At 51.5% G+C, this 25938-nt stretch carries 29 protein-coding genes; 13 read left to right on the plus strand and 16 right to left on the minus strand.

All coding sequences use genetic code 11. The features are described 5' to 3' along the window. Positions 1-7 precede the first annotated feature (7 nt). From bepA to A8F97_RS02750, 3 genes are all read right to left on the minus strand, one after another. Complete coding sequence (gene bepA / locus A8F97_RS02740; protein ID WP_014700768.1) at positions 8-1471, minus strand: beta-barrel assembly-enhancing protease; 1464 nt, start codon at positions 1469-1471, stop codon at positions 8-10. Positions 1472-1640: 169 nt separating this feature from the next. Continuing rightward, positions 1641-2108, minus strand: coding sequence for a thioredoxin-dependent thiol peroxidase (gene bcp / locus A8F97_RS02745; protein WP_005976221.1), 468 nt, complete (start codon positions 2106-2108; stop codon positions 1641-1643). Positions 2109-2170: 62 nt separating this feature from the next. Then, the gene (locus A8F97_RS02750) at positions 2171-2722 is read right to left on the minus strand and encodes a glycine cleavage system transcriptional repressor (RefSeq protein WP_014700767.1); all 552 of its coding nucleotides are present in this window, start codon (positions 2720-2722) and stop codon (positions 2171-2173) included. Between the two features lie 372 nt (positions 2723-3094). Here A8F97_RS02750 and dapA point away from each other — a divergent pair, with 372 nt between their 5' ends. From dapA to A8F97_RS02790, 8 genes are all read left to right on the plus strand, one after another. Further along, positions 3095-3973 (plus strand): 4-hydroxy-tetrahydrodipicolinate synthase, encoded by an 879-nt coding sequence (dapA, locus tag A8F97_RS02755; RefSeq protein ID WP_014700766.1) that lies wholly within the window; start codon positions 3095-3097, stop codon positions 3971-3973. Between the two features lie 16 nt (positions 3974-3989). Beyond that, positions 3990-5027: an outer membrane protein assembly factor BamC gene (bamC, locus tag A8F97_RS02760; protein ID WP_014700765.1), complete on the plus strand. Its 1038-nt coding sequence runs from the start codon at positions 3990-3992 to the stop codon at positions 5025-5027. Between the two features lie 142 nt (positions 5028-5169). After that, the gene (purC, locus tag A8F97_RS02765) at positions 5170-5883 is read left to right on the plus strand and encodes a phosphoribosylaminoimidazolesuccinocarboxamide synthase (protein ID WP_014700764.1); all 714 of its coding nucleotides are present in this window, start codon (positions 5170-5172) and stop codon (positions 5881-5883) included. Between the two features lie 201 nt (positions 5884-6084). After that, entirely contained in the window at positions 6085-6537 is a 453-nt protein-coding gene (locus A8F97_RS02770; protein WP_005976235.1) for a DUF441 domain-containing protein, read from the plus strand. A 17-nt stretch (positions 6538-6554) separates the two neighbouring features. Further along, entirely contained in the window at positions 6555-8618 is a 2064-nt protein-coding gene (locus A8F97_RS02775; protein WP_033071806.1) for a tRNA(Met) cytidine acetyltransferase TmcA, read from the plus strand. Between the two features lie 494 nt (positions 8619-9112). Next, positions 9113-9340, plus strand: a complete 228-nt coding sequence (locus A8F97_RS22895) for a DUF1272 domain-containing protein (RefSeq protein ID WP_014700762.1) — start codon at positions 9113-9115, stop codon at positions 9338-9340. A gap of 164 nt (positions 9341-9504) precedes the next feature. After that, on the plus strand, positions 9505-10122 hold the full coding sequence (gene ypfH, locus A8F97_RS02785; protein WP_014700761.1) for an esterase: 618 nt from the start codon (positions 9505-9507) through the stop codon (positions 10120-10122). A 337-nt stretch (positions 10123-10459) separates the two neighbouring features. Beyond that, positions 10460-12130 carry a methyl-accepting chemotaxis protein gene (locus tag A8F97_RS02790; RefSeq protein WP_014700760.1) on the plus strand — a complete coding sequence of 557 codons (1671 nt, stop codon included), beginning with the start codon at positions 10460-10462 and terminating at the stop codon, positions 12128-12130. 235 nt (positions 12131-12365) lie between these two features. On the opposite strand, the gene A8F97_RS02795 is transcribed toward A8F97_RS02790, so the two are convergent. From A8F97_RS02795 to A8F97_RS02820, 6 genes are all read right to left on the minus strand, one after another. Further along, positions 12366-13544 carry an acetyl-CoA C-acetyltransferase gene (locus A8F97_RS02795; RefSeq protein WP_033071804.1) on the minus strand — a complete coding sequence of 393 codons (1179 nt, stop codon included), beginning with the start codon at positions 13542-13544 and terminating at the stop codon, positions 12366-12368. An 11-nt stretch (positions 13545-13555) separates the two neighbouring features. Then, complete coding sequence (locus A8F97_RS02800; protein ID WP_014700758.1) at positions 13556-14203, minus strand: 3-oxoacid CoA-transferase subunit B; 648 nt, start codon at positions 14201-14203, stop codon at positions 13556-13558. Further along, positions 14203-14859: an acetate CoA-transferase subunit alpha gene (gene atoD, locus A8F97_RS02805; protein ID WP_015730933.1), complete on the minus strand. Its 657-nt coding sequence runs from the start codon at positions 14857-14859 to the stop codon at positions 14203-14205. Before atoD ends, A8F97_RS02800 begins: the two co-directional genes overlap by 1 nt. Before the next feature lie 147 nt (positions 14860-15006). Continuing rightward, positions 15007-15306 (minus strand): AtuA-related protein, encoded by a 300-nt coding sequence (locus A8F97_RS02810; RefSeq protein ID WP_005976252.1) that lies wholly within the window; start codon positions 15304-15306, stop codon positions 15007-15009. After that, positions 15306-16646 carry an acyclic terpene utilization AtuA family protein gene (locus tag A8F97_RS02815; RefSeq protein WP_014700755.1) on the minus strand — a complete coding sequence of 447 codons (1341 nt, stop codon included), beginning with the start codon at positions 16644-16646 and terminating at the stop codon, positions 15306-15308. The genes A8F97_RS02810 and A8F97_RS02815 overlap by 1 nt, the downstream gene beginning before the upstream one ends. 61 nt (positions 16647-16707) lie before the next feature. After that, positions 16708-18030 (minus strand): CitMHS family transporter, encoded by a 1323-nt coding sequence (locus A8F97_RS02820; RefSeq protein WP_014700754.1) that lies wholly within the window; start codon positions 18028-18030, stop codon positions 16708-16710. A 606-nt stretch (positions 18031-18636) separates the two neighbouring features. Here A8F97_RS02820 and A8F97_RS02825 point away from each other — a divergent pair. Further along, the gene (locus tag A8F97_RS02825; RefSeq protein ID WP_015730932.1) at positions 18637-19536 is read left to right on the plus strand and encodes a LysR family transcriptional regulator; all 900 of its coding nucleotides are present in this window, start codon (positions 18637-18639) and stop codon (positions 19534-19536) included. 62 nt (positions 19537-19598) lie between these two features. Here A8F97_RS02825 and A8F97_RS02830 read toward each other — a convergent pair whose 3' ends face one another. The 4 genes from A8F97_RS02830 to A8F97_RS02845 are packed head-to-tail and all read right to left on the minus strand — an operon-like array spanning position 19599 to position 21971. After that, positions 19599-19790 carry a YpfN family protein gene (locus tag A8F97_RS02830; protein ID WP_014700752.1) on the minus strand — a complete coding sequence of 64 codons (192 nt, stop codon included), beginning with the start codon at positions 19788-19790 and terminating at the stop codon, positions 19599-19601. A 3-nt stretch (positions 19791-19793) separates the two neighbouring features. Beyond that, a complete protein-coding gene (locus tag A8F97_RS02835) occupies positions 19794-20468 on the minus strand; it encodes a M15 family metallopeptidase (protein ID WP_025918744.1) in 675 nt (224 codons plus the stop codon). After that, the gene (gene dapE / locus A8F97_RS02840; protein ID WP_033071803.1) at positions 20465-21592 is read right to left on the minus strand and encodes a succinyl-diaminopimelate desuccinylase; all 1128 of its coding nucleotides are present in this window, start codon (positions 21590-21592) and stop codon (positions 20465-20467) included. The genes A8F97_RS02835 and dapE overlap by 4 nt, the downstream gene beginning before the upstream one ends. 1 nt (position 21593) lies before the next feature. Next, a complete protein-coding gene (locus A8F97_RS02845; protein ID WP_025918743.1) occupies positions 21594-21971 on the minus strand; it encodes an ArsC family reductase in 378 nt (125 codons plus the stop codon). A 232-nt stretch (positions 21972-22203) separates the two neighbouring features. Between A8F97_RS02845 and ypfM the strand changes: the two genes are divergently transcribed. Further along, positions 22204-22263 (plus strand): protein YpfM, encoded by a 60-nt coding sequence (gene ypfM / locus A8F97_RS25090; protein WP_137739554.1) that lies wholly within the window; start codon positions 22204-22206, stop codon positions 22261-22263. A gap of 164 nt (positions 22264-22427) precedes the next feature. Here the strand turns inward: ypfM and A8F97_RS02850 are convergent, their stop codons facing one another. After that, positions 22428-23138 carry an aspartate/glutamate racemase family protein gene (locus A8F97_RS02850; protein WP_014700748.1) on the minus strand — a complete coding sequence of 237 codons (711 nt, stop codon included), beginning with the start codon at positions 23136-23138 and terminating at the stop codon, positions 22428-22430. Between the two features lie 218 nt (positions 23139-23356). Here A8F97_RS02850 and cspE point away from each other — a divergent pair, with 218 nt between their 5' ends. Then, on the plus strand, positions 23357-23566 hold the full coding sequence (gene cspE / locus A8F97_RS02855) for a transcription antiterminator/RNA stability regulator CspE (RefSeq protein ID WP_005976270.1): 210 nt from the start codon (positions 23357-23359) through the stop codon (positions 23564-23566). 63 nt (positions 23567-23629) lie between these two features. Here the strand turns inward: cspE and crcB are convergent, their stop codons facing one another. Then, positions 23630-24013 (minus strand): fluoride efflux transporter CrcB, encoded by a 384-nt coding sequence (gene crcB, locus A8F97_RS02860; RefSeq protein WP_014700747.1) that lies wholly within the window; start codon positions 24011-24013, stop codon positions 23630-23632. Between the two features lie 70 nt (positions 24014-24083). On the opposite strand from crcB, the gene A8F97_RS24955 reads away from it, so the two are divergent. Both A8F97_RS24955 and tatA read left to right on the plus strand, forming a co-directional pair. Beyond that, positions 24084-24209 carry a hypothetical protein gene (locus A8F97_RS24955; protein WP_257785659.1) on the plus strand — a complete coding sequence of 42 codons (126 nt, stop codon included), beginning with the start codon at positions 24084-24086 and terminating at the stop codon, positions 24207-24209. Between the two features lie 280 nt (positions 24210-24489). Beyond that, positions 24490-24687, plus strand: a complete 198-nt coding sequence (tatA, locus tag A8F97_RS02865; protein ID WP_014700746.1) for a Sec-independent protein translocase subunit TatA — start codon at positions 24490-24492, stop codon at positions 24685-24687. Between the two features lie 82 nt (positions 24688-24769). Here tatA and lipA read toward each other — a convergent pair whose 3' ends face one another. Next, positions 24770-25735 (minus strand): lipoyl synthase, encoded by a 966-nt coding sequence (lipA, locus tag A8F97_RS02870; protein WP_014700745.1) that lies wholly within the window; start codon positions 25733-25735, stop codon positions 24770-24772. Between the last annotated feature and the right edge of the window lie 203 nt (positions 25736-25938).

A 25938-nucleotide genomic window follows, 5' to 3' on the forward strand; every position in this document is an offset into this window, starting at 1 on the left:
CTCCTTATCAGGATTTCTGGTACTGGCGGAAACGCTGTTGTAACTGGCGGAACTGGTCAATGCGGGCGTCGTAGCGTGCCTGCTCCAGGCTGCCCAATTTGACCAATGAACTCGCGTTGCTCAGTAACCGAATAGATTGATCGAGTTGGCCATTAAGCGCCAGACTCTCTGCGCGTGCGGCCAGTTCTTCTGCGCGCTGCCCTTGGGCTGCTGCGGCTTGCGCTAATAGATCCCAGCCGTTCGGATCGTCAGGGTGCGCATAGGTGTAGCGATACAGTATTTTTCCAGCGGCAGCAGGCTGTTTCCCTTCCACATAAGCATTGGCCAGATTAAGCTGAAGTACTGGATTAGCCTGCATTCCGGACACATTTTGTAAACGGGCGATCGCCTGCGTGGCGCGGTTTTGTCCCAGATCGATATCGGTCATCATATCCAGAAACCACGGATTGTCAGGTGTGCTGCTTAGCAGCGGTTGCAGCACATTACGCGCTTCATCGTACTTCTTGGCCTGATACAACTGAATCGCACGGCCATACTTCGCAGCCAACTGCTCCCGCACGTTACCTTTTTCCCACTGTACTAATAGATCGTCGTTCAGCGGACGATCCGGTGCACCATACATACCAAAAGTACGCATTTTGGCGAACAGGAAATCCTGAGAGGACTGCACCGGCGTTGAGCGCATCTGGTTGGCGCGGTTGCGGGCGTCAGACAGGCGGCTTTCTGGCAATGGGTGAGTTAGTAGCATTTCTGGTGGCCTGGAGGCATAGCGCGATTGATCAGCCAGCTTTTGCAGGAAATTCGGCATAGCTTGCGGATCAAAACCTGCCCGCTGCAACACCTGGATCCCGATGCGGTCTGCCTCTTGTTCATTCGACTGGGTGAACGTAATCATCCCTTGTTGTGCACCTGCCAACGTGCCGCTGAGCGCTGCCATTCCTAACTGTGGATTAGCCATCGCCAGCAGGATAGAACCGAGTGCGCCGACCCAGGTGAGTGGGGCGCTGCGCTGCTGAGATTCCATGCTACGTGCGAGATGGCGCTGGGTGACGTGAGAGATTTCATGCGCCAGTACGGAGGCCAACTCGCTCTCGCTATCGGCATAGCGGAACAGGGCGGAATGCAGGACTACGTTGCCGCCGAAGAAGGCGAAGGCGTTGATATCGTCATTACGGATCAGATAAAAATGGAACGGTGTGCGCACCGAATCGGCCTGTTTGACCAATCGGTTACCGAGCTGGTTAATGTAATTAGACAGCAGGGGATCGTTGATAAGCGGCGCGCCCGCCCGCAGTTGGCGGACGTAAAAATCGCCCATAGCCAATTCCTGATTGATACTGAGCGTACCGCCTGCGGTGGTGCCGATATCCGGCAGCCGATCTAGCGTGTCGGCCTGAGCAGGAAGCTGGCTGCCAGCCAATAATGCTCCGAGCAGGACGGACATGAGCGTTTTTCTTAACCGAATAGACATAACGGAAGATAACCTTATCAACAGCTAACGTGAAATCATTCTGCCGACTATCTTAGCCAGCGATGGCAGACAAAGAAATGCCCCAGCGGGAAAAACGTGGTGAAGAGAGAGAACGGTGGGAAAACCGGCATCAATCACGATGCCGGTGGAAAGTCTGAAAAACGACGAATCAGGCGCTTTTCAGATAATCGAGAACGATGTCGTGGTGGTTGCTGGTTTTGAAGTCGTCAAAAACCTTCTCTACCTTGCCGTTTTCATCGATTAGGAAGCTGATGCGATGAATACCGTCATAGGTTTTCCCCATGAACGTTTTTTCTCCCCAAACGCCAAACCCTTCTGAAACTTGATGATCTTCATCAGAAAGCAGGGTGAAATTTAAGACTTCTTTCTCGGCGAAGCGGGACAATTTTTCTGATTTGTCCGTGCTAATACCAAGAACTTCAACGCCATGTTTTTTCAAATCATCCATGTTATCGCGCAGGCCACAAGCCTGAACGGTGCATCCTGGCGTCATCGCTTTAGGGTAGAAATACACCAACACTTTCTGTCCCTGGAAGTCGGTTAAATTTACTTGTTCGCCATCCTGGTCGGGCAAGCTAAATTTCGGTGCAATATCACCGGCTTTCAGTGTGTTCATCACGACTCTCCGTCTTGTTTCTCTTCATGCTGTGGATATACCCATAATTTTTCAGCGTTATGCTATCGGGCATAGTTAACGACGCTAATACTGCCTTGTGCGTGCAATTCTGTACATAGCTGATGAAAGGCTGGTTCAATAATTGAGCTATCAAGCGTTGCAGAACTGTGCGCGGCAATCTGAATATACAACTGTGGCGGTTTTTCACCCTCTGCGGGCTGCGTTTTTGAAACTAATTCAGCAATATTTAACTGGTGAGAATCGAACAAATCAGTGAAACGTTCAATGATGTGAGGAGAATCGGCGACGTCAACCTTCACCCAAACGGTGGAAGGCGTTGGTTGGCTGGCCTGTGACTCTGTCCGCTTCATCACAATCAGCAAATCCATCTCCGCGCCTTTCAGCGGCAGGGTAGATTCAATCAGCGTTATGGCGTTCCAGCTACCGGACAGCAGCATAATAAACGTGAACTCTTTGCCCAGCATGGCAAGACGGCTATCTTCGATATTGCAGCCACAGCTACTGACGTGGCGGGTAATCGCGTTGACAATACCGGGGCGATCAACCCCCAGCGCGGTAATAACCAGATAGTGTTCTTGTGAACTTGGCAACATCATGCTTCCTGTCTTTTTTCCCATTAACACATGGTAAACATAAAAAATTGCCTGGAGCAATTTTTAACGCCGCTCGCGGCGGCCCGAAGGGTGGCGGGCAGGGATAGCCCGCCATAAAAAACTGGAGCAATTTTTAACGCCGCTCGCGGCGGCCCGAAGGGTGGCTGGCAGGGATAGCCCGCCGTAAAAAACCTGGAGCCATTTTTAGCTCGATTTACGCGGTCTATTTTCCCAAAACGTTAGAAGCATTTTTAATTTCGTTTACTGCGTCATAAAAAAACCTGCGTCAGGCACCTACAACGCCCTTGTCCGCTTGCTTTTGCATAGAGGTCAAAAGTACCATGAAGCACTTGTTTGTGGAGGGGATGGCCAATGTTTACGGGAAGTATTGTTGCGCTGGTTACGCCGATGGACGCCAAAGGCGCTGTCGATCGGGCGAGCTTGAAGAAACTGATTGATTATCATGTCGCTAGCGGTACATCGGCGATTGTCTCTGTCGGCACGACGGGCGAATCCGCCACGCTGAGCCATGACGAACATGGCGATGTCGTGTTGCTGACGCTGGAGCTGAGTGACGGGCGTATTCCCGTTATCGCTGGAACCGGCGCGAATGCGACTGCTGAAGGCGTTTCACTGACTAAACGGTTTCATGGTACGGGCGTTGTTGGCTGCCTGACGGTGACACCGTATTACAATAAACCGACGCAGGAAGGACTATTCCAGCACTTCAAAGCGATCGCCGAACATACCGATTTGCCACAAATCCTGTATAACGTACCTTCTCGTACTGGTTGCGATATGCTGCCAGAAACGGTTGCCCGTTTGTCTGAAGTGAAAAATATTGTCGCAATCAAAGAAGCGACGGGGAACTTAAGTCGGGTAAGTCAGATCCAAGAGCTGGTTAGTGAAGATTTCATTTTGCTGAGCGGCGATGACGCTAGCGGGTTAGACTTTATGCAACTCGGCGGTAAAGGGGTGATTTCCGTAACGGCGAACATTGCTGCGCGTGAAATGGCAGAACTTTGCAAGCTGGCGGCGCAGGGCAATTTTGCTGAAGCGCGTCGTTTGAATCAGCGCCTGATGCCACTGCATCAGAAATTATTTGTTGAACCCAATCCTATTCCGGTGAAGTGGGCCTGTAAGGAATTGGGACTCATAGCGACCGATACGCTGCGCCTGCCGATGACACCGTTGACCGATTCCGGCCGTGCGGTGATGGGGCAGGCACTTAAGCAAGCGGGTTTGCTGTAATCGTTAGGGAGATTTAATGCGTTATTCATTACAAAAGTCGATGGTGGCAAAAGTCGTTGGCCTATCACTCGTGATGTTGCTTGCGGCTTGTTCCAGCGATCAGCGCTATAAGCGTCAGGTCAGTGGTGATGAATCCTATCTGAAAGCGCCTGAGCATCACGCGCTGAATACGCCTGCCGGGATGATTTTACCGCTGCAGAATGGGGCTTATGAGATACCACCGGTTACCCTGAATGGCGCGGTCGGCAAGGCACTGGATATTCGTCCTCCTGTGCAGCCATTGGCTTTGTTGAATGGTTCGCGTACCCAGGTCTCAGGGGATACGGCAACGCTGCTGTTAGAAAACAGCGCGCAAAACAGCCAACTCTGGTCTCAGGTTATCCGCGTGCTGCAAGATAAAGCGTTCACCATCGCCAGCCGTCAGGATGCCAGCCAAACGCTGACGACTGACTGGATCACATGGCCGCGAGAAGATGAAGACGTACCGTATCAGGGGCGTTATCAGATTTCCGTACAGCAGCAGGGCTATCAAGTTGCTTTAATCGTGAAACTGCTGGGATTACAGTTGAACGGCCAACCGGTGACGGCGGGCGATCAGGCTCAGCGCTACGCTAGTCTGATGCTGAATGCTCTCGCTAATGGTCTGGACTCTCAGGCAACCGCACGCGAAAATGCGCTGGCAAACCGCACCATTGGTTCTCTAGATGTGCAGAGCGGCGCGGATGACACAGGCCTGCCACTGCTGGTTGTGCGCGGCTCGTACACGGTAGTGTGGGATCGTCTGCCTGTCGCGTTGGACAAAATCGGTATGAAGGTGAACGATCGCAGCCGTCCGCAAGGCTCTGTCTCTGTCACGTATCGTGCACCAAGTGGCGGAACCTGGGATGACTTAGGCGCGAAAAACCCTGAACTGCCTAACGGCGATTACAAATTGCAGGTCGGCGATTTAGATAACCGCAGCAGTCTGCAATTTATCGATTCCAAAGGGCATACGCTAACCCAGTCTCAGAACGATGCGCTGGTGGCCGTATTCCAGGCGGCGTTCGGTAAATAACACATAAACCAAGGGTCGGATTATCCGGCCCTTCTTCATTCAACCTCTCTACCCGAATTGGCGGGCGTTGTTGGCAACCGTTCGGGGAAGCGTTAAATATACGGGTCGTATTTTTGACCCTCACTGTGTGGAGTAATTAAAGATGCAAAAGCTAGCTGAGCTGTATCGTGGAAAGGCGAAAACTGTCTACACCACCGAAGATCCCGATCTACTGGTGCTGGAGTTCCGCAATGATACATCAGCAGGAGACGGTGCGCGCATTGAGCAGTTTGACCGTAAAGGAATGGTAAATAACAAGTTCAACCATTTCATCATGAGCAAACTGGAAGAAGCCGGAATCCCAACACAAATGGTGAGCCTGCTATCTGACAATGAAGTGCTGGTGAAAAAGCTGGAGATGGTGCCAGTCGAGTGTGTCGTGCGCAACCGTGCGGCAGGGTCGCTGGTAAAACGTCTGGGCATTGAAGAAGGCATTGCGCTGAATCCGCCGTTATTCGATTTGTTCCTGAAAAACGATGCGATGCATGACCCAATGGTGAACGAATCTTACTGCAAGACGTTTGGCTGGGTTAGCGAAGAGAATCTGGCTCGCATGAAAGAGCTGAGTTACAAGGCGAACGATGTGCTGAGCAAACTGTTTGGCGACGCCGGGCTGATTCTGGTCGATTTCAAACTGGAGTTTGGTCTGTTCAAGGGTGAAGTCGTACTGGGTGATGAGTTTTCACCAGACGGTAGCCGTCTGTGGGATAAAGAAACGCTGAACAAAATGGATAAAGACCGTTTCCGTCAAAGCCTCGGTGGTTTGATTGAAGCGTATGAAGAAGTTGCGCACCGTATCGGCGTAAAATTAGACTAACTGCGCAATCGTTTACGTTCAGGCCGTCAGTCGGCGATAGGCTGGCGACCTGAATGTTTTAACGATTCTTATCTCGAAAAGCCGCCTCTCTATTCTCGTCTTTGCCCGAATGATTTGCTGACCTGCCCCTCACTCCGTTTAATGCTATCATCACGGTTTGCTTAACGCGCCACCTTGACTACTTTCGACAGACTCGCATCCATGGCTTACTTCGATCCAACATTGTTAATTCTGCTCGTTCTGGCGGGGCTGGGCATTATCAGCCACAACATGACCGTCACGCTGGCAATTCTGGTTCTGCTGGCAATACGCATCACCCCCTTAAATAGTTATTTCCCGTGGGTGGAAAAATACGGTTTAAGTATCGGTATTGTGGTGCTGACGATTGGCGTAATGGCACCGATTGCCAGCGGAAAAATTACCGCCAGTGAAGTGATGCATTCCTTCCTGCACTGGAAATCCCTGCTGGCGATCCTGATTGGCGTTGTTGTGTCCTGGCTTGGCGGACGCGGCGTGTCGTTGATGAGTAGCCAACCCTCCGTTGTGGCGGGGTTGCTGGTGGGAACAGTCATGGGCGTGGCATTGTTTCGCGGTGTTCCCGTTGGGCCATTGATCGCCGCAGGACTGCTTTCTCTGTTAATCGGCAAGACCTGACTGATCCGGCGCGTGTGATGATGCTGCGTGATTTTCTCCACTGCCAACACCAGCAGCAACGCTATGGCATCCGGCGACTGCTGGTGCTGAGCGGTGAACCGAACTGGTGTGAAGCACAGGCGCTGGCGCTCAGTTGTCAGTCCACGGGCGACTGGCTATGGGTTAGCGAAGACGCGCCGGGTTCCGTGACTTCACTCTCCACCAGCCGAGTGCGCACGCTGCTAGGACGGGAGTTTCTCCACGCGGTGTTTGATGCGCGTAAAGGCGTGGATGTCGAGGCGCTGGCGATGCTGTCAGGCACGCTACAGGCCGGTAGTTGGCTGATTATGTTGGTACCGTCGTGGCCGTCATGGCCGACCTTACCCGATGAAGACAGCCTGCGCTGGAGCGAACAACAACAGCCGATTGCCACCCCGCACTTTATCCAGCATTTTCAGTGCCAGCTATTGGCCGATAAGGACGTGGTGCTCTGGCAACAGGGGACGGAATTAGCGATTCGCTCTCTCGCCGAGCGGCCCGACTGGCAGCCTGCGCATGGCGAACCGACTGTACGACAGCAGCATATTCTGCATGAACTGAGTGCCGCTGAGTCTGGCATTTTTGTGATTACCGCACCGCGCGGGCGGGGAAAATCGACGCTGGCGGGTATGCTAACGCAGCGTAGTCGCGGAACCTGCTGGATCACCGCACCTTCCCGCGTAGCGACGGATATCCTGCAACAGCATGCGCGTGCTGATGCGCAGTTTTGGGCACCGGATTCGCTATTGGCGCACTGTCGCCTTCATGGTGTACCCGATATCGATTGGTTGTTGATTGATGAAGCCGCAGCGATCCCGTCTGCTGTGCTCGCCGCGCTGCTGCCGTATTTTTCCCGTATTCTGATGACCACGACGGTGCAGGGCTATGAAGGCACCGGGCGGGGTTTTTTGCTGAAGTTTTGTGCTGTTTTGCCGCAGTGGCGGGCGTTTACGCTGGACGATCCGCTGCGCTGGGCAGTCAACGATCCGCTGGAGCGGGTGTTGGATCAGGCGTTGCTGTTCAATGAACCTACCTCGTTTCATTCTCCGCTGAGTCCTGTTGTTGGTTCGTTGGTTCTGCCCTCTGTCGAACTGGATATTCGTACTGAACGTGCCGCCGATTGGCTAACACATCCCGAACGCCTGACATGGTGCTACGCGCTATTGTGCAGTGCGCATTACCGTACCTCGCCGCTGGATTTACGCCGCCTGATGGATGCGCCGGGTATGCACATCGCCAGCGCACAGGTAGCGGGCGAGATGTGTGGCGTACTGTGGCTGGTGGAGGAAGGTGGGCTGTCTGCCTCACTGGCTCATGAGGTGTGGGCGGGGCGACGACGCCCGCGCGGTAATCTGGTCGCCCAATCACTGGCGGCGCATGCTGGCTTGTGGAATGCACCGACGCTGCGTTCACGCCGCATCAGTAGGATTGCGGTGACATCGTCATCTCGCCGACAGGGGATAGGGCGAGCATTAACCGCCGAGCAGACACGCGAAGCACAAAAACAGGGGATGGATTACCTGTCAGTCAGTTTCGGCTATCAGCCAGAACTGTGGGCGTTCTGGCAGTCGTGTGGGTTTCAATTGGTGCGTATCGGCAGCCATCTTGAGGCCAGCAGCGGTTGCTACAGCGCGATGGCGATACTGCCGCTGAGTGATGCGGGGCATAAGCTGATGGCGCAGGGAAGTCAGCAATTAGCACGTGATTGGTATTGGCTACAGCGCATGATCCCGCTGAACCTCGCACTGCCGCAGACAGAAAATACCGCATTAGATACCGAAAGTATTACGTTACATGATGACGACTGGCGTGAACTGGCGGGATTTGCCTTTGCACATCGACCGATGGAAGCCAGCTTCGCCGCGATCTGTCGTCTGTTAGTTCACACCTCATTGCCGCTGCCTGCGCTACGCCTGCTGGCGGAGAAACCCGGTGACGGTGAGCAAATGTCGACTATGCTGGGGCTAACGGGCAAGAAAGCGCTTTTGAAACGCTGGCGAGAAGAAACTGCCAGTGCGCTAATCGATCTCGATGTGCAACGCTGTGAGCGCTGGCGACAATGAGGGCTTTCTGTCCATTCGCCGGGTGATACGCCTCATCCCTGATTCCATTGCAGCGGAGCACGCAGATTAACCCCCTGTCAGACCGAATGCGCTACTGGTATCCGTAAAGCCGCCGGTGGACAGGTAGCTGTATTTGAGTCCTGCAGTCAACGCGACCATTGTGTCGTGGCCGTGGTTGAATTGCCGGAAAGGGTGATGTTATTACCCGTACCACCTTTTCCTGTGTATCCGGCTAAAACCAATAAAGCCAGACCAATATGCGCAGCCAGTATGGAGCGATGGAAGGCGGTTTTTTATGTGGAGAGCGTAGCGCTCGCGTGCTTTCTACGTATTTTTTACTGATTCTTTACGGATAGCGGAATGGCGGCGTTTTTCTTCCCCGCAGGCGTGATGTCACTACGTTGATGTTGGCACTGTGCGGTAAATGGATTCACGCAGGGTGGTGGGATCTGCTACGTTGTAGCGACCGTATTTGATTGAATCAGGATAAGCCGATGCTGGAATTACGCCCTAACTGTGAACACTGTGACTGTGATTTACCGCCGGATGCCGAAACGTATATCTGCTCCTACGAATGTACATTCTGCCCAGACTGTGCGGATTCCGTATTTCACCACGTCTGCCCCAACTGCGGTGGTGGATTGGTCAAACGGCCAGTGCGGCCGGCACGTTGTCTGGTGAACGATCCGGCCTCAACGATCCGTATTATCAAACCGCACTGACGGTGCGCCTAGCTGATGCCCTTCTGTCATTGCAAAAAATGGAACATCTCGTTCAGTAATTCCCGATTTCTCCTGTCAGCGTGCGGCGTATAGTGAGAATTAACCGTATTTTATGACGACTGTCGGCAGATGACGCGTTCGGTGCACGACGTCAGGAGAGAAACGTGAATCAAGATTATATTGTTGTTCAGCAACCCTCTGAGGTGAATCGCTTAATTCTGCTGTTTCATGGCGTGGGTGATACTGCGGCAGGTATGGCGCAAATTGGGCGCTATTTTGCTGCCGCATTACCGCAGGCGATGGTGGTCAGCATTGGTGGGCCATTTAGTACCGGCTATGGTGACGGGCGGCAGTGGTTCTCTGTTCAGGGCGTGACGGAAGATAATCGGTTATCGCGCATTGAAGCAAACCTGCCGCGTTTTATTGAGACGGTGCGCGATTGGCAGGAGCAAACCGGCATTAGCGCAGAACAAACCGTGCTGGTGGGGTTCTCGCAGGGGAGCATTATGTCGCTGGAGGCGCTGAAATCTGAAGCCTCACTCGCTGGACACATTATTGCTTTTAGCGGTCGCTTTGCTGTTTTACCGGAGACCGCATTTGCCGATGTTGTGGTGCATCTGATTCATGGTGAAGCGGACGGTGTCATTGTGGTTGGGCATGCGCATGCTGCCTCCCGCCGCTTTCAGGAACTGGGGACGTTGTTTACGCTGGATAGTGTGCCCGGTGTTGGGCACGGCATTGATGAACGGATGTTGAAACAGGCATTGGCCTACCTCAAATAAAACCTATCCTATTATACTCAAGCGTTTTGTGCGTTGGCTTTTCAGGCCAACGTACCGCGTTGCTCAATACACTAACGTTTTGTCATCTAATTATTTAGGGTATGGACGATATGCCATCAGATTATCTTATTGGTTATTTTGATAACTAATACGGCCTGCATATATTAAATTTATAATATGTTTTCAGACGTGAGGTTTTATCCATATTAAAGATAATATAATCCATATTGGGATGTTAAATAATATCGGCAATGTTTTGATTTGTGTTGAACGTTCAATATTTTCCTTATTTTTTCGGATATAACTATCACATCCTTATGGAAAAAGAGGGTGTGCCATGTTTAAGCGTATTAAAGTCATTACCATCCTTGTTATTCTCTTGTTTGTATTAGGTGTATCTCAATTTTTAACCGGGGCGCTATCCGTTCGGGCATTGATGAACGATAAAGACAGTTTCCTTGTTTCTCAACGCTCTAACCAGAATGTGGCCGCCTTTACCGATGCCTGGATTATGATGAATCAGACACGCATCGCGATTGGTTCTATTATACAAAACATGATGATGGGAAATGCGGATAAAGAAGCTATGCAGGCACTCTTACAGCAGGCGAAATCGCAACTGGTCGCTTCAGAGAGTAGCTATAAATATTATTTGTCCCTGCCTAATACGCCCGGATTGGATGAGTCATTATCTAAAAAGCTTGAGGAGAGTTATACCGCCTACGATAAGTTGCTGAATGACATTGTTGATTCGCTTTCCGGTGGGCTAGCGGGGGCAGCGATGAAATTGAGCAGTGGGGCGACGCCGTTTAACGTGGCGATGCAGGATGCCTATATTACGTGGCGTGCGGCCCAAAACCAGTTGTCGGACGATGGCTTACAGGAAAACCACGTCGCGTTTGAAACGATGCTGTGGCTTTTAGGCGCACTCTCCGTGGTTGTCGTGCTGGTGATTATCCTCAGTTGGATCGGATTGCAGCGTATTCTTTTACATCCGCTGCGCACGCTCATGCGGCATATTAGCGCCATTGCCGAAGGTAATCTGACGTTGCATATTGATGCTAGCGGGCGTAATGAGATGAGCCAACTGGCGGCGGGTCTGCACCATATGCAGCAGTCATTAACCCGTACCGTGAGTTTGGTGCGCGACAGTTCCCACTCCATTCACTCGGGTGCCAGTGAAATTTCAGCGGGCAGTCATGATCTGTCTTCGCGCACGGAGCAACAGGCCGCCTCGCTACAGGAAACCGCTGCTAGCATGGAACAACTTACCTCAACGGTGAGGCAGAACTCAGACAACGCGCGTCAGGCCACGCTGCTGGCAAAAAGTGCGTCAGAGACGGCGAATAAGGGTGGGGTTGTGGTCAATAACGTCGTGAAAACGATGGATGAGATCTCTGATAGTTCACGAAAAATCGCCCACATTACCAGCGTGATTGATGGTATTGCTTTCCAAACCAATATTCTGGCGCTGAATGCGGCGGTTGAGGCTGCGCGTGCCGGGGAGCAGGGACGTGGCTTTGCCGTGGTAGCAGGTGAAGTACGCACACTGGCACAGCGCAGTGCGCAGGCCGCAAAAGAGATCAAAGTGCTGATTGACGATTCGGTTAGCCGTTCCAATACCGGTTCTTTGCAGGTAAAAGACGCGGGCGAGACGATGAAGGAGATCGTCAGTGCCGTGAGCCGGGTAACGGATATCATGGGAGAAATCGCATCGGCCTCGGACGAGCAGAGCCGGGGGATCGATCAGGTCGGGCAGGCGGTGAATGAAATGGATCGCGTCACGCAGCAAAACGCTTCGCTGGTTGAGGAATCGGCTTCTGCCGCAGCGGCATTAGAAGAGCAGGCTAGATTTTTGCAGAACGCCGTTGAGGTGTTCAAAATTAATCAGTCGGCTGCGCAGGAACCGCGTGTGGCGAGTGCCCCTTCTCCGGCTGCATTACCGAAATCGCTTCTGCCTAAACCCACGTCAGCCGGATCATCGAATGCGAATTGGGAAACGTTTTAACCGAGGAGTTGTGCTGCTGTTCCCCAGTTAAAACAATAAAAACCGTCCGTAGAGCGGTAGTAACGGATAGATCGTAAAGACGCTGTAAACACATCCCTGTGCGCTCGGCTTGCGCCATCCCTGGCGCAAACGCTTTACTCTTCTATTCCGTTACTACCGTTTTCGTTCTGCAAATAGGTTTGTCGACGGTCAGATTACTTTATTTTCTGACACACGTTTCGACCAACAACCCGCTTTAAACGCGCTCGACGATCATGGCGATACCTTGCCCGCCGCCGATGCACAGCGTCGCCAACCCCAGCGTTTTGTTATAGCTGTGCAGCGCATGTACCAGCGTAACGAGAATACGGGCACCGCTCGCGCCGATAGGGTGACCCAATGCAATCGCACCGCCGTTAACATTCACCTTTTCTGGGTCTAGTTGGAGATCGCGCTGTACGGCTAGAAACTGCGCGGCAAAGGCTTCATTGGCTTCGATCAGGTCAATATCGCCGATCGTCAACCCAGCCTTGATCAGCGCTTTCTGCGTCGCCGGAATTGGCCCCAGCCCCATGACTTCACTCGGTACGCCAGCCGAAGCCCAGCTACGGATACGCGCCAGCGGGGTAATACCCTGTTTTTTCGCTTCGGATTCACGCATTAACACCAGCGTCGCGGCGGCATCGTTAATGCCGGATGCGTTGCCAGCGGTGACGGTGCCATTCGCGGAGAATGCCGGACGTAACGCTGTCAACGACGCCAGCGTGGTGTCTGCGCGAGGGAATTCGTCCCGATCGAAAATCCGTGTCTCTTTTTTGCTACGCAGCGACAGTGGGGTAATTTCGACTTTGAAGCGACCCGCTTCAATCGCGGCGACCGCTTTCTGCTGCGACGCCAGCGCCACCCGATCCTGTTCTTCTCGCGTGAGCTGATAGCGCTCGGCGATATTTTCCGCTGTGGTGCCCATGTGGTAATCGTTAAACGCACACCACAGACCATCTTTAATCATGATGTCAACGAGCTTGCCGTCTCCCATGCGGTAACCGTGGCGCGCTTTTTCCAGCAGGTAAGGCGCGGCGCTCATGTTTTCCATCCCGCCGGTCACGCAGACCTGATTATCGCCGGACAGAATAGACTGTGCGCCCAGCACAACGGCCTTCAGGCCGGAGCCACATACTTTGCTGATGGTCAGTGAAGGAGTTTCAAAAGACAGACCGGCAGCTTGGCTGGCCTGATGCGCGGGGTTTTGTCCCAGACCGGCTTGCAGCACGTTGCCGAGAATCACTTCATCGATCGCCAGCGTATCCGGCAGCGTCGACAGGCAGTCGCGGATGGTGGCAGAGGCCATCTCGATAGCAGAGGTGTTGGCCAGACTGCCTGCAAATTTACCAATTGCGGTGCGCTTGGCATTAACAATAACAATGGAGTCGTTCATGATCGCCTCGATTAATGAATGCTGAAGGGTTTTACATCGGCGGACACGATGAAGTTCGCCTCGGTTTTTTGGCGCAGTTCGTCCACGGTGATATCAGGGCTGATTTCAGTCAGCACCATTTGTCTATCGATAAACTGGAAGACGGCTAACTCGGTGACAACCATGCTGACTTTATTGGCGGCGGTTAGCGGGTAGGTGCATTGATGCAATAGTTTTGCATCGCCATTTTTGGCGCAGTGCTCAAGGGCGATGATGACCTTCTTCGCCCCGACAACCAGATCCATCGCGCCGCCCATGCCTGGCACCATTTTTCCCGGTACCATCCAGTTGGCGAGGCTGCCGTGTTCATCGACCTGCAAGCCGCCCAGTACGCAAACATCGACATGGCCGCCGCGAATCAGCGCAAAAGAAAAAGCGCTGTCGAACATTGCCGCACCCGGCACCATGCCGCATGCCTGCCCCCCGGCGTTAACCAGATTGCCATCCGGCTCGGTAACCGCACCGAGCCCCAAAAAGCCGTTCTCCGATTGGAAAGTGACTTCGATGCCATGCGGCACGTAATTCGCCACTTTGGTGGGTAAGCCAATGCCTAAATTCACCACGTCGCCGTTTTTCAGTTCCAGTGCGACGCGGCGGGCGATTAATTCTTTTGCATCCATTATTTTTCTCCCAAATAAAGGTGATCAACCAGTGCCGCTGGGGTGACAATACATTCTGGTGCCAGTTGGCCAACCGGAATAACCTGCTCGCATTGCGCCACGACTTTCTTCGCGGCAAGCGCAATAAGTGGGTTGAAATTACGGGCGGTGAGGTGATAAATAAGGTTTCCGCTGGTGTCGGCAATGCTGGCCTGTAATATGGCGAGATCTGCCTTAATGGGCAGTTCTAATAAATAGGTAATATCGTTAATGGTTATTTTTTGTTTATTTTCTTCGACGATTGTGCCAACGCCGGTCGGTGTCAGAAAACCGCCTAAGCCCGCGCCGCCGCTGCGAATACGCTCTGCCAACGTGCCTTGTGGAACGAGTTCTACGTCAAGTTCACCGGAGAGCATACGACGTCCGGTTTCCGGGTTCGTCCCAATATGCGAGGTAATCAGTTTTTTTACCTGACCGCTGACAATTAACGGCCCAACACCGGTATCGACAAACCCAGTATCATTTCCAATCAGGGTTAAATCAGAGACGCCGGATTTAATGATTTCATCTACCAATAATTTCGGTGTTCCGACGCCCATAAAACCACCGAACATAATTGTCATTCCGTCGAATAAATAAGAACGAAAATGGCTGGCATCAATGACTTTATTATTCATTGTGTTTTTACTCTGAAAGTTGTTGCTCTGAAAATGGCCGCACGAATCCCGCAGGTAATAAATATCTGTTAATCGTAGCGGCGAGTGTTAATTATTTAGCGGGAACAGAGGTAATTAAATAACTCCCATCTGTTCCCTATTATCGGATTAAATATCGATATCCAGTATGGCTGAACTTAGTCCTTTTCCGTGCATGTCCAGCGCCAGCGAGCGGGTGACGCCGCCGCCGAGTGCGCCGTACATGACGAAGTTCAGTGCACCGATGCTGGGTAACTCATAGCGAACCACATCACCCGTCACGATATCGGCGAACCAGGATTTCACTTTTTCGGCAGTGATCTTCTCTTTCAGCACGTCATAATCTTCTGCCCGGTAAGCAATCAGTGAAATATTGGAGGTATTTCCTTTATCGCCGGTACGAGAGTGAGCAATTTCACGCAGTTTCATTATTTAATCTCCAGATAATCAACGGCTGGTGTGACGCAGGCGCGAGACAGCAGGGTGGAATCCATCGCCAGTATTTCTTTTACCGCTTTGTTAACACCGCCGCCGCCTGCCGGGCCATTGGTATAAAGCGTTTCAACTTCGTTACCCACTTTCACCGCCTGTGCTCTGGAGGTGCAGCGTGCTGCGACGCGAGCGCGAACTTCATACGGTTCGCTGCGTTGCGACCGCTGTGCACCGTGCAGTGAATCAACGCCGATCAGGTCGTAGCGTACTTCCTGAGGGTCGAGTTGGCACAGTGCAAAACGCCCTTTGACGATATCCAGCGCTAAACGGCCGCGCGCGACTGCACCGGGCCCCGCATAGGAAATTTCCCCTTCGCCGATGAAGCCGTCCTGATAGCCGACAGACACTTTCAGCGTATCGGTTTTTGCCCGTCCGGTCGCACCCTGTACACGCACGCGGTTCTCACCGTCTTGCGTAAATGTCACGTGGCTGAAATCGGCAATCACGTCCGGGGTGATGTAGCTGTCCGGACGGTGAATTTCGTACAACAACTGTTCTTTGCAGGTGTCGACACAGACGCAGCCGCCGGAACCTTCCACTTTGGTGATCACCGCGCTGCCATCTTCGGTAATTTCCGCAATCGGGAAGCCCAGACGGTCAAGATTGGGGATATCTTTAACGCCGGGATCGGCATAGTAACCGCCGGTAATTTGTCCCGCGCATTCCAGCAGGTGGCCGAGGCAGGTGCCTTTGCCCAGACGATCCCAGTCATCGGCAGCCCAGTCGAATTCATACATCATCGCGGACAGGAACAGAGAGGGATCGGAAACGCGGCCAGCGATAATCACGTCTGCACCCTGACGCAACGCTTCAACCAGCGCATCTGCACCCAGATAGGCATTGGCGGAAAGAATGTCTTTACCGCAGCGTGAAACAGGTTGGCCAATCTCGTCCAATTTGGAATCTTGTGCGATCAGCACCGAGTGCACATCGTCACCAGTGACGATCGCAATCTTCAGCTTGTCTGCACCCAGTTCCTTGGCGATTTCTAATACGCGTTGACCGGCTGCGACGGGATTAGCTGAGCCCATATTAGTGATGATTTTAATACCTTTTTCCAGGCAAAGCGGTAGCACGGCGTGCATACGGTCGGCCAGCAGTTCGTTGTAGCCTTTTTCTGGGTTCTGCTGCTTCTGCTTTTGACCGATGGCGATAGTACGTTCCGCCAGACATTCAAATACCAGATACTGAATGTCGCCTTTTTGAGCCAGTTCTACGGCCGGTTCGATGCGATCGCCGGCATAACCAGCCCCGGAACCAATACGAATTGTTTTCATAAACTTACCTTTATCAATGAAATGTGTCTGTTGGCGTAATCAATGGGAAACCGTATGTTCTCTATAAGGGGAAGACCCCGAAGATGACGCAGGCGAACGTCATGATGACGCTGGCGGCCCAGAGCACAGGAATAGAGAATTTCTGGTGGTCGGCGAGATCGACACCCGCCAGACTGACCAGCAGAAAGGTAGCCGGCGTGAGCGGGCTAACCGGGAAGCCGGTGGTCATCTGTCCTAATACGGAAGCCTGCGCAACCTGAATCGGCGGCACACCCAGCATGTCCACGGTGTGGGCAATGACCGGCATGATGCCGAAGTAGTACGAATCCGGGTCGAATACCAGACTCAACGGCATGGAGATCAGGCCGACGATGAACGGAATGTGGGAGGCAAAAGATTCCGGCACGAAGCTGACTGCCGAGAGCGACATGGCTTTCAGCATACCGGTGCCGCTCATAATGCCGGTGAAGGCACCCGCAGCGAACAGGATACTAGCCATCATCAGTGCGGCTTTGGCGTGGGCGTTAATGCGCTCTTTTTGCATTTCAACGTTGGGGTAGTTGAACATCAGCGCCAGCGTTAGGGCGATCATAAAGGCGACCGTCGGCGAAATTTTGGTAAACACCATAGTGCCGATCACGGCAAGAACCAGTGCAATGTTGACCCAAAACATTTTTGGACGACGCAGCACTTTTTCCGCATCGGTCAGCTCTTTCACATGCACTTCAGTCGTGATGGATTGCGTACCACCCGCCAGCGGATTACCCGATGCCAATCCCAGACGCTTCTCTTCTTTTTTGCCCCAGTAATAACCCATGAGCACCATGAACGTCAGGCCGCAAACCTGTGCCGGGATAAGCGGAATGAACAGGTCGTGCGTGGTGGTGTTCAACGCGGCGGCGGCGCGGATCATCGGCCCGGTCCACGGTAAGAAGTTAACACCCGCGCTGAGTGCGGTAATCCCGACCAGAATGCGCTTATCCATGCCGAGTTTATCAAACAGTGGCAGCATCGCGGGAATGGTGATCAGGAAGGTGACAGCTCCGTTACCGTCCAGGTGCGCAATCAGTGCTAACACGCCCGTGCCGATAATGATTTTGACCGGGCTGGTGCCGACCATGCGTAAGATCCCTTTGATGATGGGATCAAACATACCGGCATCGGTGATGACACCGAAGAAGGCGATGGCAAAAACAAACATCGCTGCCATCGGTGCCAGTTTGGTGATGCCGTCCACCACGTATTTCGCGGTATCGGTGCCGCTACCTGCGGCGAGCGCACCGAGAACCGGAATAACGATAAGCGCCACCAGAGGCGACATTCGCTTTGTCATGATAAAAAATAGCAGGGTAGCTATGGTGAGCACCCCGATGAGAGCTAGCATAAAAACTCCTCATTAGTATAATTTACCCGTTATACTTCACGCTGCTTGTGCGTTGGCCGCCCTTACTCACCCCAGTCACTTACCTGAGTAAGTTCCTGGGGATTCGCTCGGTTGCCGCCTTCACGCAACGCGAATTATTTAGGGTACTGTATGTTGTCTATATGTTTTATTTACAATAAATTAAACAACTCAATAACAATCCATGTGATAATTAACAAATAAAAATGAATGCCTACCCCAGAGTCATTTGATTTTTTGTCTGCACTATTTTTATCACCCTCATCCCTCTTTATACTAACTCGTAATCGAAATGGTTTTATTCGTAAATTTGATGGGTTTATTTTATTTGTTAATGGTATTAACTGTTCTGTTTTTCTTATTAATGGTTAATTGGTTGATTTGGTTTGTATAGTTAGGCCTTTTTGCTTAATTGTTTTTTATGGTTTGTGATATTTATCTAAGATGTCCATTTTGATGAATGGTGAATTTTGTTTGAATGGAATTAAATAAATGCGGGAAGGATCATAAAAACAGTCGTTGCGGTTTTTTTCTGTTGAATTCGTTCCTTTCTTACCGGAGACTTCATTTTATTTATATAAAAACACTATGAACTTATCGATAAAACAATTACGGGCCTTTATCGCGTTGACAGAAACTGATAATTTCACGCGTGCCGCCCAGAAAATAAATCTCTCTCAGCCTGCATTTAGTTCATTAATTGCCGGGTTAGAGGAAGAGGTCGGCTATCGGTTATTTGACCGTGATACCCGTAAAGTGCAACTCAATGCTGATGGGCTCCATTTCATTGAGATTGCCCGTCGTCTGGTGCAAACCCATGATGATGCTGTCGGTGAGATCAAGTCTTATGCCACCGGCTATAAAGGGAAAATTGTGTTGGCGGTACTGCCGTCAATGGCGGTGGAATGGTTGCCTCAGGTATTGACGCAGTATCACCGGGCTTACCCCAAGATTAAGGTCGAGCTGTTGGATACACAGTGGGATCGTTGTCTGAAAGCGGTGCTGGATGGTCACGCCGATCTGGCGCTGACGGCAGGGCAGCCATCGCCGGGAACGTTTAGCTCCCGCATGCTGTTCGCCGATAGCTTCTATCTGATCTGCCATAACCAGCACCCGCTGGCACAACGCGCTAATGTTGATGTGGTTGATGTGGTGCAGTATCCGTTTGTTGGGTTTTGCAAAGGCACCAGTATCCGGCAGTACACCGATCAGCTTATCGAACCGGAAGGCTTTAACTACGTGCTGGAAGTGCGTCAGTTGACCACAATGATGGGGCTGGTGGCGGCAAATTATGGTGTGAGTATTGTTACGGGGCTGACGCTGTTCCAGTTCCAGCACAAAGACATTGCGATTATCCCGTTTCGGGATTTATCGTTGCAGCGCGGTATCTATCTGGTGACGGATAAAGAACGCCAGCTTTCGGTGTGTGCGAAAGAGTTTTATGATTTTCTTCTGGAACGGGCGGAAAGTTTTGTTCCCGCTACGTGATAACCCAACCCCCCGCAGCGCGAGACTTAGCTTGTGTGCAGGCGGTTTGGTGATGACAGGTGTCAGGGCTTTTTCTGCGGCCAGTCGTCGTCTTCATTGTCCCATTTGTCGTTGTTGTCACGATGCGGGGGCAATTTCGGTTTGTTGAGCAGAAAACGCGTATGGTCAACATTGCGCAGTTCTTTGATGCCGTTAATCAGCATGCCTATCAGGATAATCAGGATTATCCACCAGTAATCAGCCAGCCATGCCATGAATCATGCCTCATCAACGTTATGAATGTAACGGGTAAACAGTTGCGGTAAGTGTTGGCAAAGCCAATGGTAGCCTGCGATGTCTTCATCTTGCCAGGCGGCAAGAATGAGGTCAGGGGTCAGTTGCTCTTCCGCATACTGTGCTAATGGATAATAGCTGATATGCCAGGGTTCGACTGCGACACCGCCGAGATCGTGCGCATAGGGCCGATAAAAACCGTATTCATGCATGTGCGTGCTCAGCCACACATTTAGTGCGGCAAAATAGCCGTCTTCTTCATATTCCCACGGCTCCAGTTGGAGCGAGCTGCCTGCGGGTAATAAATCGGGATCGTAAATATCCAGATCGCTGCCCCAATGATGGCGGCTGGAACCGGGCATTGCGGACCAGCGCAGAATGGCTTCACAGCGTTCACCGTCGTCCAGAAATGACACATCCAGCGGCTGGCTGTTGGCATCCATAACAGGGCGTTCGCCGCGAAATTTGGCATTCCAGATCTGGCGCTGACGCTCGAAATCACGAAATGTACTGGCGGGCTGTAAGTTGAAGCCTGCGGTTTTTGCTGCCTGCTGTAGTGCCAGAAACGCCGTTACCGCCTCTGGCTGAAGACGATGACGAGCGTCTAAGGCGACCAGATGTTGGTCGCTTTTACCGGTTAACATCGCTGACGTCATCATGCGATGAGTTGCTCCATAATGCGCTGGTACATGCGGCTCAACAGTTGCAGGTCTGCCGCACTGACGCATTCATCCACTTTGTGGATCGTGGCATTAACGGGGCCGAGTTCAACCACCTGCGCACCCATGCGGGCAATGAAACGACCATCGGAGGTGCCGCCATTCGTCAGCAGCTCTGGGGTAACTTCGTTGTAGTGCTTGACGGCATTCACTACGGCATCGACCAGTTCGCCCCGTGCGGTCAGGAACGGTTGGCCGGAGAGCTTCCAGTCGATGGTGTAATTAAGCTGGTGGCGATCCAGTAATTCCGCTACACGCTGCTGGATTAATACATCCGTTAATTCGGTGCTGAAACGGAAATTAAATTGCACAAACAGTTCGCCGGGGATGACATTATTGCTACCCGTACCCGCTTGAATATTGGCGATTTGCATCGTGGTTGGCGGGAAGAATGCGTTGCCCTGATCCCACTCGGTGGCGATCAATTCGTTGAGCGCCGGTGTGGCACGGTGAACAGGGTTGTCTGCCAGATGCGGATAGGCAACGTGCCCTTGCACCCCGTGTACGCGCAGATTCGCAGTGATAGAACCACGGCGGCCATTTTTCACTACATCGCCCACGACATGCGTACTGGATGGTTCGCCGACCAGACAGTAATCCAACCGTTCATTGCGTGCCATCAACGCATCAACCACTTTTACGGTGCCGTTAACCGCGCTGGCTTCTTCGTCTGACGTAATCAGAAATGCCAGACGTCCCTGATGGTTTGGATGGGCGGCGACGAAACGCTCGGCAGCAATCACCATCGCAGCCAGTGAACCTTTCATGTCCGCTGCGCCGCGGCCGTACAACATGCCGTCACGAATGATGGGTTCAAACGGCGGATGCTGCCAGTGGTTTTCATCGCCGCTGGGAACCACGTCGGTGTGACCCGCGAAGGCCAGCGTTTTTCCGGTGCCGCGCCATGCCCAGAAGTTTTGGGTATCGCCAAAATCCATCGCTTCGACGGTAAAGCCGATCGCCGTCAGGCGTTCAATCATGAGTGCCTGGCAGCCCTCGTCGTTCGGGCTGAGGGAAGGGCGTTTAATTAACTGTTGAGCAAGCTCTATGACTGGGCAAGACACGTTATTTGTTCTCCGCAATAAATTTCTGATAGCTATCGATACTAAACCCAAGCAGTGCATTACCGTCATCGGTAATCAGTAAAGGCCGTTTAATTACTGCTGGTTGTTCCAGCATCAGGTTTTTAGCGGCCTCTGCGCTGTCACTGGTATTGCTGTTGATCTGTTCACGCTGTTCTTCACTGAGCTTACGCCAGGTTGTTCCGCGCGTGTTGAGTAAGGCCTGAAATCCCAGTTGGTCGATAAAACGCTGTAGCTGCTGTGCATCCAGACCATCGGCACGGTAATCATGGAAGTGGTACGCCACCTGTTGATCCTCCAGCCAGCGGCGCGCTTTCTTTATGGTGTCACAATTTTTAATGCCGTACATAGTCAGCGCCATAGGGGTAAAATCCTTCTGCTTATTGATTTGCATGACGATTGCTGTATCGAACAGCATGGCCTCACTGGGCTAGATCGTACGATAGTCCAGCATGCCGAAAAAAGGCGGGGAGATCTACTGTGAACTGTGTGGCAGAAATAGATGCCAGTACACTTTTTATACTTTCATAACACTTTTACCTGATTAAAAAGTGTGCGTATAATATGTCGCCGTTAATCACCAAGAGGTTCACATGGTAGAAGTAGAAGTAAGCACTTGGAAAGATTTTATTGAAGCAATGTTACGCAAATAATAACGAGAAGTACCGATAGTCATTGCATACCAGGAATAAAATCATACGAATAAGCAGTATTGAGTCTCTCAATACTGCTTTTTTTTATGTAAAAAGAGGAAACCTGAGTAAATAAAAGAGGCTATTATTCGTTAGCGTGTGAATCTTATTTTTCTCTAATTAATTCATACCAATAGCTGATTAAGCGCAAATTTCGCTGCAGCGATAGCGTGGAGCTTACTGGTGTCAAAAAGAGGAACTTTCGCATCCTGAGCGTTGATTAACAGCGGGATCTCTGTACAACCAAGAATGATGCCTTCCGCACCCTGTTGTTCAAGCTGCTGGATAATGTCCCGATAAACCAGCCGTGAGGTATCGTTAATGTTTCCCAGACACAGTTCGTCGTAAATGATGCGGTTAACGGCTTCTTTCCCTGCCTGATCGGGAACAATCACGTCTACGCCAAACCGCTCCTGAATGCGCTGACGATAAAAGTCTTGCTCCATCGTGTAGCGGGTGCCAAGCAAACCGACTTTCTTCAATCCGTGCTGTTTCAGGCTGGCTCCGGTAGCATCAGCAATATGCAAAAGGGGAAGCTGGCTGGCGCGTTCAACGTCATCAGCGACTTTATGCATGGTGTTGGTACAGATGACGATAGCGTCTGCCCCCGCCTGACGTAATCCTACGGCGATATTACCCAGTACGGCTGCTGCCTGTGCCCAATCGCCCTGTGACTGCAATTGTTCTATCTCGTGAAAATCAACACTGTGAAGGATGATTTTGGCGGAGTGCAAGCCACCCAGTTGGTTTTTCACATACTCGTTGATAATGCGGTAATACGGGATGGTGGATTCCCAACTCATGCCCCCGATCAGACCCAGCGTTTTACTTACCATAGTGTCTCCCTTCGATATCATAAAAAGTAATGAACCAGCCAGAACTGAACGCTCTGCGTTCTGCATCGGGTTAAAATAGGGTAAGCGGGTCATTCGGTATACATTTTTAGCGACTTTTATCACTTTTTATCCAACTTCAACTGGACAAAAGGTCAATCTATTGTTGTACTGTATCTGACACAGATTTTGTGTCTTTCATTCATGTAAAGGTAAGTTTGATGTCTAAGATTAAAGGTAGTGTTAAGTGGTTTAATGAGTCTAAAGGCTTCGGTTTCATTACTCCAGAAGATGGTAGCAAAGACGTGTTCGTACACTTCTCTGCCATCCAGAGCAATGGTTTCAAAACTCTGGCTGAAGGTCAGCGTGTAGAGTTCGAAATCACTGACGGTGCCAAAGGTCCTTCTGCTGCTAACGTTAACGCTATTTAATTATACCGATTTCGTGAAAAACCCGCCTATGGCGGGTTTTTTTTCATCATTTTCCACGTTATATCAGTGTGTTGTCACCCAAGTGACCAAGGCAAACGCCAGTGCGGTCATAAGTAACGACCCCGCCAGATTCAACAGCACGTGCAACCCCGCCGCCGCCAATTGCCCGCCTTGCAGGAACATAACGACTTCTGCTGAAAAAGTAGAGAATGTCGTTAAGCCGCCGCATAGCCCGGTGGTAATCAATATCTTCCAGTCCTGATCGAGATGAGGATGGCGCAGAAAGAAGGCGAGTGCGCCGCCAATTACGAAAGCACCAATCAAGTTGGCAAGCAGCGTCCCCAAAGGCAACGTTGGATACAGACTGTTAAATTTAACGCCCAACTGCCAGCGTGCTACGCTGCCGACGCCGCCACCAATAAATACCGCGAGTAATGTACTAAGCATAGGAACCTTTCTTGGATTGCTTTTGCATGGATGGTTTTTTACATAGATTGCTTTTTTACATGGATAGTTTTTGCGATCTCGACGCGCGCTGGATCGGGCGCTACGACCTCTCAGCGAGACGGGCGTAGACATCATTAGCCGAGTGGTGATTGTCCCTGAACTTCAGGCTACCAGCATTGTGGTCGCGCTAGGGTAGGGAGTCCGCTCCAGTATGAAAAGTTTACGCCGTCAGACAGGATTTTTGTAGTGATGCGGGAAGGGAAAGCGGTAAAGGGAGTTGAATACGTGCGAAAGCACGCTCTTATACGTCTTACTTTGTTACAGATGGCAATTGTGTCGTGCTGCGTAAGGTTTTACATAGAGGACATAGGATACAAAGAATTTTTTCGACAACCCTTTTTTTCGACAACCATTGTTCGACAGTACGTGTTCTCGTTTGCTGGCGTCTCCAGCCTCTGTAAATCAGGTAGGTTTGTATGGAAGGTATCAGTATTGCCAAACTGTTGGTGATTGGCGCATTAATCGTTCTGCTGTTTGGTACGAATAAGCTTCGCAGTTTAGGCGGTGATCTGGGCGCGGCGATTAAAGGTTTCAAAAAGGCGATGAATGAGGAGCAACCGGCGAAGACGGATGATACGACTGCGCTGAATGATTCGTCACACAAAGGATCCTGATCGCACATTGCATAGCAAAACGGACGGTAATGACCGTCCGTTTTTTATTCCACACAAAAAATGTGTAAAAATATATGAGTGCTTATTTTACTTCGATACCCTTTGCCTGTAAGTCGGCATGGTAAGACGAGCGAACAAACGGGCCGCAGGCTGCGTGGGTAAAGCCCATCGCCATGGCTTCGGCTTTCATCTCATCGAATTCATCCGGGCTGACGTAGCGCTGTACCGGCAGGTGATGGCGGCTCGGCTGTAAATATTGTCCCAGCGTCAGCATCGTCACACCGTGGCGGCGCAGGTCGCGCATGACTTCCACGATTTCAGCATTGGTTTCCCCCAATCCCACCATCAGGCCAGATTTGGTCGGGATATCAGGATGCGCGCTCTTGAAGTTTTCCAGCAGCTTCAGCGACCACTCATAGTTCGCACCGGGGCGGACCTGACGGTAAACGCGCGGCACGTTTTCCAGGTTGTGGTTGAACACATCCGGCGGCGTAGCAGTCAGGATCTCCAACGCACGATCCATACGGCCACGGAAGTCTGGCACCAGCGTCTCGATACGAATCTGCGGGTTTTTGCGGCGAATAGCACTAATGCAGTCCGCAAAATGCTGAGCCCCGCCGTCGCGCAGGTCATCACGGTCAACGGAAGTGATCACGACATAGCGCAAGCCCATGTCATGGATGGTCTGTGCCAGTTTCTCTGGCTCATTGGCATCTGGCGTAAGCGGGCGGCCGTGGGCAACGTCACAAAACGGACAGCGCCGTGTACAAATGGCACCCAGGATCATGAAGGTGGCAGTGCCGTGGTTAAAACACTCTGCCAGATTCGGACAGGATGCTTCTTCGCAAACTGAGTGCAACCCGTTTTTGCGCATGGCTGCTTTGATTCCCTGAATACGGCTCGAATCCGCCGGAAGTTTAATCTTCATCCATTCAGGTTTGCGCAGAAGCTCTTGGCGTTCGGTGACGACGGTACGTACCGGGATTAGCGCCATCTTATCGGCATCGCGGTATTTGACGCCGCGTTCGATCTGAATCGGTTTACTCATGTTTGCGTAAGTTCCAGTTCTGAATCGTTTCTTTAAATTTATTATTCAAATTCAAAGGATTATGTTTTTAGTTAAACTTTTTTTTAAAAAACAATAAAAATTATATCATCTTGCCTAACGACAATCAGCCCTTGCGCGATCAAAATGAAGAAATTATGTGAATAAAATGTAATTTATCAAAAAATGGTCGTCTAACTGACTGA

It is taken from the genome of Pectobacterium parmentieri, from assembly GCF_001742145.1.
GTDB lineage: Bacteria > Pseudomonadota > Gammaproteobacteria > Enterobacterales > Enterobacteriaceae > Pectobacterium > Pectobacterium parmentieri.

What these genes read in the sequence shown, in the direction of transcription:
- bepA (WP_014700768.1), bottom strand. Translation starts at nt 1,471, where the DNA reads ATGTCTATTCGGTTAAGAAAAACGCTCATGTCCGTCCTGCTCGGAGCA.
- bcp (WP_005976221.1), bottom strand. Translation starts at nt 2,108, where the DNA reads ATGAACACACTGAAAGCCGGTGATATTGCACCGAAATTTAGCTTGCCC.
- A8F97_RS02750 (WP_014700767.1), bottom strand. Translation starts at nt 2,722, where the DNA reads ATGTTGCCAAGTTCACAAGAACACTATCTGGTTATTACCGCGCTGGGG.
- dapA (WP_014700766.1), top strand. Translation starts at nt 3,095, where the DNA reads ATGTTTACGGGAAGTATTGTTGCGCTGGTTACGCCGATGGACGCCAAA.
- bamC (WP_014700765.1), top strand. Translation starts at nt 3,990, where the DNA reads ATGCGTTATTCATTACAAAAGTCGATGGTGGCAAAAGTCGTTGGCCTA.
- purC (WP_014700764.1), top strand. Translation starts at nt 5,170, where the DNA reads ATGCAAAAGCTAGCTGAGCTGTATCGTGGAAAGGCGAAAACTGTCTAC.
- A8F97_RS02770 (WP_005976235.1), top strand. Translation starts at nt 6,085, where the DNA reads ATGGCTTACTTCGATCCAACATTGTTAATTCTGCTCGTTCTGGCGGGG.
- A8F97_RS02775 (WP_033071806.1), top strand. Translation starts at nt 6,555, where the DNA reads ATGATGCTGCGTGATTTTCTCCACTGCCAACACCAGCAGCAACGCTAT.
- A8F97_RS22895 (WP_014700762.1), top strand. Translation starts at nt 9,113, where the DNA reads ATGCTGGAATTACGCCCTAACTGTGAACACTGTGACTGTGATTTACCG.
- A8F97_RS02790 (WP_014700760.1), top strand. Translation starts at nt 10,460, where the DNA reads ATGTTTAAGCGTATTAAAGTCATTACCATCCTTGTTATTCTCTTGTTT.
- A8F97_RS02795 (WP_033071804.1), bottom strand. Translation starts at nt 13,544, where the DNA reads ATGAACGACTCCATTGTTATTGTTAATGCCAAGCGCACCGCAATTGGT.
- A8F97_RS02800 (WP_014700758.1), bottom strand. Translation starts at nt 14,203, where the DNA reads ATGGATGCAAAAGAATTAATCGCCCGCCGCGTCGCACTGGAACTGAAA.
- atoD (WP_015730933.1), bottom strand. Translation starts at nt 14,859, where the DNA reads ATGAATAATAAAGTCATTGATGCCAGCCATTTTCGTTCTTATTTATTC.
- A8F97_RS02810 (WP_005976252.1), bottom strand. Translation starts at nt 15,306, where the DNA reads ATGAAACTGCGTGAAATTGCTCACTCTCGTACCGGCGATAAAGGAAAT.
- A8F97_RS02815 (WP_014700755.1), bottom strand. Translation starts at nt 16,646, where the DNA reads ATGAAAACAATTCGTATTGGTTCCGGGGCTGGTTATGCCGGCGATCGC.
- A8F97_RS02820 (WP_014700754.1), bottom strand. Translation starts at nt 18,030, where the DNA reads ATGCTAGCTCTCATCGGGGTGCTCACCATAGCTACCCTGCTATTTTTT.
- A8F97_RS02825 (WP_015730932.1), top strand. Translation starts at nt 18,637, where the DNA reads ATGAACTTATCGATAAAACAATTACGGGCCTTTATCGCGTTGACAGAA.
- A8F97_RS02830 (WP_014700752.1), bottom strand. Translation starts at nt 19,790, where the DNA reads ATGGCATGGCTGGCTGATTACTGGTGGATAATCCTGATTATCCTGATA.
- A8F97_RS02835 (WP_025918744.1), bottom strand. Translation starts at nt 20,468, where the DNA reads ATGATGACGTCAGCGATGTTAACCGGTAAAAGCGACCAACATCTGGTC.
- A8F97_RS02845 (WP_025918743.1), bottom strand. Translation starts at nt 21,971, where the DNA reads ATGGCGCTGACTATGTACGGCATTAAAAATTGTGACACCATAAAGAAA.
- A8F97_RS02850 (WP_014700748.1), bottom strand. Translation starts at nt 23,138, where the DNA reads ATGGTAAGTAAAACGCTGGGTCTGATCGGGGGCATGAGTTGGGAATCC.
- cspE (WP_005976270.1), top strand. Translation starts at nt 23,357, where the DNA reads ATGTCTAAGATTAAAGGTAGTGTTAAGTGGTTTAATGAGTCTAAAGGC.
- crcB (WP_014700747.1), bottom strand. Translation starts at nt 24,013, where the DNA reads ATGCTTAGTACATTACTCGCGGTATTTATTGGTGGCGGCGTCGGCAGC.
- tatA (WP_014700746.1), top strand. Translation starts at nt 24,490, where the DNA reads ATGGAAGGTATCAGTATTGCCAAACTGTTGGTGATTGGCGCATTAATC.
- lipA (WP_014700745.1), bottom strand. Translation starts at nt 25,735, where the DNA reads ATGAGTAAACCGATTCAGATCGAACGCGGCGTCAAATACCGCGATGCC.